The 6,599-nt window shown below is 50.4% G+C and carries 6 protein-coding genes; 2 read left to right on the forward strand and 4 right to left on the reverse strand.

The annotated features are described in order from the left end of the window. Positions 1–198 precede the first annotated feature (198 nt). Together Q3886_RS07430 and Q3886_RS07435 are read right to left on the reverse strand one after the other, a co-directional pair. Positions 199–747, reverse strand: a complete 549-nt coding sequence (locus Q3886_RS07430) for a hypothetical protein (protein ID WP_301860665.1) — start codon at positions 745–747, stop codon at positions 199–201. 19 nt (positions 748–766) lie between these two features. Then, positions 767–2,032 carry a DEAD/DEAH box helicase gene (locus Q3886_RS07435; RefSeq protein WP_301860667.1) on the reverse strand — a complete coding sequence of 422 codons (1,266 nt, stop codon included), beginning with the start codon at positions 2,030–2,032 and terminating at the stop codon, positions 767–769. A 202-nt stretch (positions 2,033–2,234) separates the two neighbouring features. Between Q3886_RS07435 and Q3886_RS07440 the strand changes: the two genes are divergently transcribed. Both Q3886_RS07440 and Q3886_RS07445 read left to right on the forward strand, forming a co-directional pair. Beyond that, the gene (locus Q3886_RS07440; RefSeq protein WP_301860668.1) at positions 2,235–2,630 is read left to right on the forward strand and encodes a hypothetical protein; all 396 of its coding nucleotides are present in this window, start codon (positions 2,235–2,237) and stop codon (positions 2,628–2,630) included. Then, the gene (locus Q3886_RS07445) at positions 2,620–3,489 is read left to right on the forward strand and encodes a hypothetical protein (RefSeq protein ID WP_301860669.1); all 870 of its coding nucleotides are present in this window, start codon (positions 2,620–2,622) and stop codon (positions 3,487–3,489) included. Before Q3886_RS07440 ends, Q3886_RS07445 begins: the two co-directional genes overlap by 11 nt. 73 nt (positions 3,490–3,562) lie before the next feature. Here the strand turns inward: Q3886_RS07445 and potE are convergent, their stop codons facing one another. Then, positions 3,563–4,888, reverse strand: coding sequence for a putrescine-ornithine antiporter (potE, locus tag Q3886_RS07450; RefSeq protein WP_301860670.1), 1,326 nt, complete (start codon positions 4,886–4,888; stop codon positions 3,563–3,565). Positions 4,889–5,126: 238 nt separating this feature from the next. Further along, positions 5,127–6,314 carry an acetyl-CoA C-acetyltransferase gene (locus Q3886_RS07455; RefSeq protein ID WP_301860671.1) on the reverse strand — a complete coding sequence of 396 codons (1,188 nt, stop codon included), beginning with the start codon at positions 6,312–6,314 and terminating at the stop codon, positions 5,127–5,129. Positions 6,315–6,599: the final 285 nt, after the last annotated feature.

Raw genomic sequence — 6,599 nt, forward strand, 5'->3', positions numbered from 1 at the left:
GAGTGACTGACTACGAATCAGTAGGTCTAGGGTTCGAATCCCTACCGGGTCACCAAAGAAAGTCAAGACAAACACAGCCTGTCAGCATTTTGTTGGCAGGCTGTGTTTGTCTTTGTGTATCCAAAAGTATAGCTGATAGTATAATCCGCCCTCGGCAGTATGTTGTATATTGCCGAGGGCGGATGTGTACATGGCGTATTATTTTTTCAGATTTGGCGTGCAGTCGATGACGACACTGTCATAGGCCTGGCCTTTGGTGTGTTTCATAATGGTGTAGTTGCCCTTTGTTTCAGGAATAGCTGCCTGTAAGGCATTGCTGTGCCATTTTTCAACGGTCATAGTCATGCCGCCAACGTCTTTGCTGCTTTCCGACTGCTTTTGTCCATCCTGCGGTACCAGGTCATCGGTCAGGGGATTTTTGCCGTCTTTGGCCGCTATGGTGATGGTCACGGCCCGATCCTTTTCAAAGACTACTTTAAACTGGCCTTCCTGATAATTCTTGATCGTATCGCCCTGCGCATAGGGATGGCCCAGAACCCGTTCCCAGTCGGCAGCGGTGTCACCAATGGAGATACGCTTGCCTACAGTTTGTGCGTTAGCGGCAGGAGACGTCGTATTTTGTTGATTTGCCGATTGTTCCTGCTTCGTTGGCGTGTCCGACTTTGGCTGTGTCGTCGGTACGCTCGTACAGCCTGCGCTGACGACCAGAAACAGAGCAGTCAGTATATAGGCGAAGAATTTTTTCATAGGAATCCACTCCTTTCGGTTATTTCTGTCTGCGACGGCGGTTGTTGCCGCCTTTGTGCAGCTGTTTGAACCGCTTATTTTTCGTAGTCTGATAGGTACTGGCCGGGCGCTTATCTGTCGAGGGTTTTGCCTTTTTTGGCGGCCGGGTACTGGATTTTACCTTGACCTGCCCGCTTAGGGTATATTTGGTAATGGTAGCGTGAATATTGTGTTCAATGCGGCGAATCCAGTTTTCGTCGGCACCGGTGGCAAACATGATGGACAGGCCTTCGCTGCCGGCCCGGCCGGTGCGGCCAATGCGGTGAATGTAGTAGTCTACATCATGGGGTACGTCGTAGTTGAATACGTGCGTAATGCCTTCGATATCGATGCCCCGGGCGGCGATGTCGGTGGCCACGAGAATCTGCGTTTTGGCCTTGGCAAAATCTTTCAGGATCTGCGTACGCCGTCCCTGGGGCAGGTCGCCGTGGAGTTCACCGATGTTGAAGCCGGCGGCCAGAAGCTGTCCTGCCAGGTGAGACGTCCGTTCTTTGGTATTGCAGAATACGATGGCCAGATAGGGATTCATTTCCGTAAGCATCTGGCAGAGTTTGTCAAATTTGCGGTCTTCACTCATCATGTAAATGCGCTGCTCAATTCGTTCGAGGGCAATCGTATTGCCTTCCAGGATCTTCAGCACCAGAGGGTTTTGCATGTGTTTTTTTGCCAGACTTTTGATTTTGTCCGGAACTGTTGCCGAGAAGAACAGGAGCTGCCGGCGTTTGGGCGTCATGCTGATGAGCATGTCTACGTCTTCCAGAAATCCGGCCTGCAGCATCTGATCGGCTTCATCGACAATGACGCGGCCTACGCCGCTCAGGTCAAGGGAATTGCGGCGGCAGTGGTCGAGAAGTCGGCCTGGCGTGCCGATAATGACCTGGGGATGGCGGTGCAGCTTCTGCAGCTGGTTTTCGATTGTCCGCCCGCCGATCAGGTTGAGTACGTCCACGCCGAGGGCCGGTGCCAGCGTATGGGATACATCGGCGATCTGCCGGGCCAGTTCACGGGTCGGCGTCATAATGAGGACTTGTTCCATGTGAACGTCCCGTTTGACCTGCTGAAGAGCAGGAAGCAAAAAGGCATAGGTCTTGCCTGTGCCGGTCTGCGCCTGGGCGAGGAGATCACGGCCTTTGAAAACAGCAGGAATAGCCTGTGCCTGTACGGCTGTTGGGGTCTGAATGCCCTGTTTATGCAGCATCTCGCATAATTCCGGAGAAAGTCCGAGTGCCTGAAATGGTTTGCTCATAGTGAAATCGATACCTTTCTATTATACAAATAATAAGCATATATAGTATTATCTTTATTGTACACAACCCGCAGAATTTACGCAATAGAGGGACGGAATGCTTTTTTTATGGTATACTTATGTATCAGAAATAAACTTACTGGCGCCAGGGAGGTATGATGTGATGAAAAGCTGCCGCGATATTTGTCGCCAATGTCTGTTCATGTGTTTTTTTATTATTCCCATTCCGATTGGGTCCTATACGATACATAATGGGTCCAGTGCCGTCGTTGCACTGGTGACGTATATGGTTCTGTCCGTTGCTGTGCCCTGGGCCTATGTGGGAAGTCAGGAGGCCTGTTTCGGTCCGCAGCAGAAACGAATTGCCCGCAAGGTATTCCTCTTTTCCTGGGTATTGGTATCTGTTGGCTTAGGCGCATTCTGTTACGGCATGGATGCAGTGTGGAAAGAAACGTCCTTCTGGGAATGGCCCACTGTTGGCCGTGATATTGTGTTTATTGCCGGCATGTATGCCATGGTATGCCTGACGGTGATGCTGGCATATTTGTTTTCCTCCTTTCAGGGACAGAACGGGCAGGTGAAGGCGCATGAAGAATAGTACCTGGAGAAATCAGGTGCGCAGTATCATCCGCCTGGCTATTTGGACGGTTCCCGTACCTTTTGGAGCCTTTGCATCAGATAAGAGCCTCTTTGCGTCGCTGTCGCTGCTCCTGTTTCTGATTCTGTCCATTACCATGCCGGTCACGATGGGGCGGCGTCAGCGAAAGCAGGGGGAACGGTCTGACTATGCGTCTCTGCCGGCTGTTCTGTACGGCGGATTTGTTGCCATGTTCGTTGGAATTGGCGTGTTAAACAGTCTCATGACCCAGTCATACTGGCAGACTTACAGTATTCGGCTGCCGTTGTTTACGCTGTGGATGATCGGTACGCTTATCCTGCAGACGGCAGCGGCCTGGGGTGTGGACTGGTGGCGGGCTCACCAGCGGCAGTATTGGTATTCAGAGTTTCTGGACCCTCTGTTATATGCGCTGCCATTGCCCTGTTCGCTTATGGGCATGCTCCTGTTTCCCGCTGTTGATGACAGTGAAGTGACGCCGAGTCTGGTCATCGGTGTCATTGGCATTATCGGCTTTGGCTTCATCATCATGACTGTATTTGTTCTGGCGACGTTTGCCGGGTATTTCTTTCCGCCAAAAAAAGCGGCCTATACGGGCTGGGAACGAGGCGTCCGCATTGGCCGCATCGTCGTCATGGCCCTGGCCTGGATGGTCGTGCAGCAGCTGCTCTTTTCCAATGATACGACTGTATTCCGGGAATATGTACTGCAAGCCATGCCTGTTGTCCAGAATAATCCCTTCGTCTTTGTTACGCCTTTTCTATTCGGCGCCGTCATCATGATAGGTTCCATTGCCCTGGGGAATGTAGTAATGGGAGTATGTCTGCGTTATCGCAAGTAGTGGAATAAAAAGAGCTCTTCATGATTTACTGCGCTGTTGCGCCGGATCATGAAGAGCTTTCGTTATACTATGTTCATTTAATTTCGACAATAGCCTGTTTCATAATGGTGAAGCGGATGATGTACACCAGCCAGCCCAGGAAGGCTGCGAAACAGCCGCTGAAGAAGGTAATGCCGTCCGTTGTGGTCAGGGCGTATACGCAGTAAATGATGGATACGCCGGCCAGGAAAATGGACGAGTTCCGGTTACAGACGGAATTGGGAATTCGTTCCTGTGTCAAAATCGATGTCAAGGCACCGGCACACAGGATGTACGGAATGACGTTGGTAACGACAGCCAGGTTGGCCAGCAGTTCAAACTGCGCTGCCAGAGACGGGCTGATTGTCATGAGGGCCAGACAGCTCTGCATGCAGAGGATGCACAACATTCCCCGTACAGGAACATCGGCATTGGTGACTCTGGCGAAAATTTTGGGGAACAGACCGCGCTGGGCACTGGTTTTAAATACACGGGCCAGCGTGAACTGCCACGACAGCAGGGAACCGGCACAGGAGAAGACCATGAGTCCCATGACGACCTTGCCGGCCGTAGAGCCGAGCATATACGAGAAAGCCAGACCAAAGGGGGCACTGGAGCTGAGTATTTCCGCATTGGGAACGATGCCGGCAATGACGTTTGTCGAAGCGACATAAATGACGGCAACCCCTAAAGTGCTGATGAAGGTGGCAATCGGCACGGAACGCTTCGGATTTTCTACAGCGTCCATGTTGACAGCTGCCGATTCCAGGCCCAGGAACGACCACAGGGTCAGGGCAATGGAATTGCCGATGGCATCAGACAGGCCGACGTTGCCCGGGTTCCACGAGGCAAGCCACGTAGACGGGCTGAACCAGTACCAGCCAATAACAGAAATACCTAACACAGGGATAATTGCTCCCCAGATTGTAATGGTGCTGAGCTTTCCGGAATAGCGGGAGCCGCTGAAATTCAGGGCCGCAGCTATCCATAACAAGGCGATTGTATATAAACACGTCTGCAGCGGCGTAAACGTGGTCTCTAAGAAACCGGCGCCGTAGCCGACAGCAGTAATCGCAATAGCTACATTAGCAATAACAATAGATACAGCATAGGCATAATTAGCCATAAAATGTCCTATTCGCCCAAAGGCGTATTCGGAATAACCGCCCATTCCGCCAGGTTTTGTAGTAAACATGCCACATCGGGCAAAAGCCATGGCTAAGGCGAGAGAGCCTAACGACGTGATGATCCAGGAAATAATGGAAATCGTACCGACTTCGGCAAGTTTGGTGGGCAGCATGATGATGCCGGCTCCCAACATGTTGGCTGCAGTGACGAAGGTCAGCTGAACCAAAGACATTTTACGACGGGTAGTTTTCATTACCAAGCCTTCTTTCTGTTTTTAGTTTTTGTTTTTTTGTGTGTAAATACCCCTTTTCTTGAGCGAATTCATTTTATCATTTTTGTCCGGAAAATGAAATAGTTTTAGAAAAATACTTATATAAAAATAATACAGATATGTAATACTTAATACCTTTTTTACATAGCTTTTACAACATAAAAAAAGCATGGGCCGAAGCCCATGCTTTCTGGTTTTCCAGGGGGTGGAAAAAGGGATATTAGTCGAGGTTTTCCACGATGCAGGCCGTACCCTGACCGCCGCCGATGCACAGCGTAGCCAGGCCGTATTTGCCGCCAACTTCTTTCAGGCCGTACAGCAACGTAACGAGGATACGAGCGCCCGATGCTCCGATCGGATGGCCCAACGCGATAGCGCCGCCGTGGATATTGACTTTATCCATGTCGAAACCCAGTTCACGGCAGCAGTATACTGCCTGTGCAGCGAAAGCTTCGTTTGCTTCGATAAGGGAGAGGTCTTTGGCTTCCAGACCAGCTTTGGCCAGAGCTTTACGAGACGAAGGAACAGGACCGGTACCCATGATGGAAGGATCTACGCCGGCAGATGCATAGCTTACAACTTTAGCCATCGGTTTCAGGCCAAGTTCTTTTGCTTTGTCAGCCGACATGACGACGAATGCAGCTGCGCCGTCGTTGATGCCGGAAGCGTTGCCGGCTGTTACGGTGCCGCCTTTTTTGAAGGCCGGTTTTAATTTAGCCAGGCTTTCAACTGTCGTGCCTTCGCGGGGGAATTCGTCTGTATCAAATACAGTGTCGCCTTTTCTGCCGTGGATGACAACAGGAACGATCTGGGATTTGAATGCGCCGCTCTTAATAGCTTCGCAGGCTTTCTGCTGCGAACGAGCGCCCAGTGCGTCCTGATCTTCACGGGAAACGCCGAACTGTTCAGCTACGTTTTCAGCCGTAATGCCCATGTGGTAGTCATTGAATGCATCCCACAGGCCGTCTTTAATCATGACGTCGACTAATTTGCCGTCGCCCATGCGGTAGCCCCAGCGTCCTTTGGGAATGGCATAGGGAGCTGCAGACATGTTTTCCATGCCGCCTGCTACGATGACGTCAGCGTCGCCGGCTTTAATCATCTGAGCAGCGAGGGAAACGCAGCGGAGACCGGAACCGCATACTTTGTTTACAGTCAGGGCCGGTGTTTCAATGGACAGGCCGGCTTTGATCATAGCCTGACGGGCCGGGTTCTGGCCGCTGGCTGCCTGTAATACATTGCCCATAACTACTTCATCAACGATGTCTTTTTTGTCTTCCAGACCAGCACGTTTGAGGGCTTCGGCGATAACGATTGCGCCAAGTTCAGCTGCTGGAACGTCTTTTAAACTGCCACCAAATTTACCAATAGCCGTACGGCAAGCACTTACGATTACAACTTCTTTCACGGGAATCACTCCTTCAAAAAATTTAAAATGTTTGGCAGGCGAGCCTGTCTTTGTAAACTAATGAACGGTATCATTATTATGAAAATAATGATCTGTTACTCTAATCGTACAAACTTTTTTTAAGAAAATCAAGAACATATACGCAATTCTTACATTACTTTTAGTTCTTGAAATCTGTACGATGTATAACCTTTGGGAATACTGGCGAACCGTTTCTGCGATATTCGTTGGTATTATCCAGTCGAAATTGAAGAGTTCTAAATTTCACAATCTCGATATACATAT

This window comes from uncultured Megasphaera sp. (assembly GCF_958350005.1).
Lineage (GTDB): Bacteria > Bacillota > Negativicutes > Veillonellales > Megasphaeraceae > Megasphaera.

What these genes read in the sequence shown, in the direction of transcription:
- Q3886_RS07430 (WP_301860665.1), bottom strand. Translation starts at nt 747, where the DNA reads ATGAAAAAATTCTTCGCCTATATACTGACTGCTCTGTTTCTGGTCGTC.
- Q3886_RS07435 (WP_301860667.1), bottom strand. Translation starts at nt 2,032, where the DNA reads ATGAGCAAACCATTTCAGGCACTCGGACTTTCTCCGGAATTATGCGAG.
- Q3886_RS07440 (WP_301860668.1), top strand. Translation starts at nt 2,235, where the DNA reads ATGTGTTTTTTTATTATTCCCATTCCGATTGGGTCCTATACGATACAT.
- Q3886_RS07445 (WP_301860669.1), top strand. Translation starts at nt 2,620, where the DNA reads ATGAAGAATAGTACCTGGAGAAATCAGGTGCGCAGTATCATCCGCCTG.
- potE (WP_301860670.1), bottom strand. Translation starts at nt 4,888, where the DNA reads ATGAAAACTACCCGTCGTAAAATGTCTTTGGTTCAGCTGACCTTCGTC.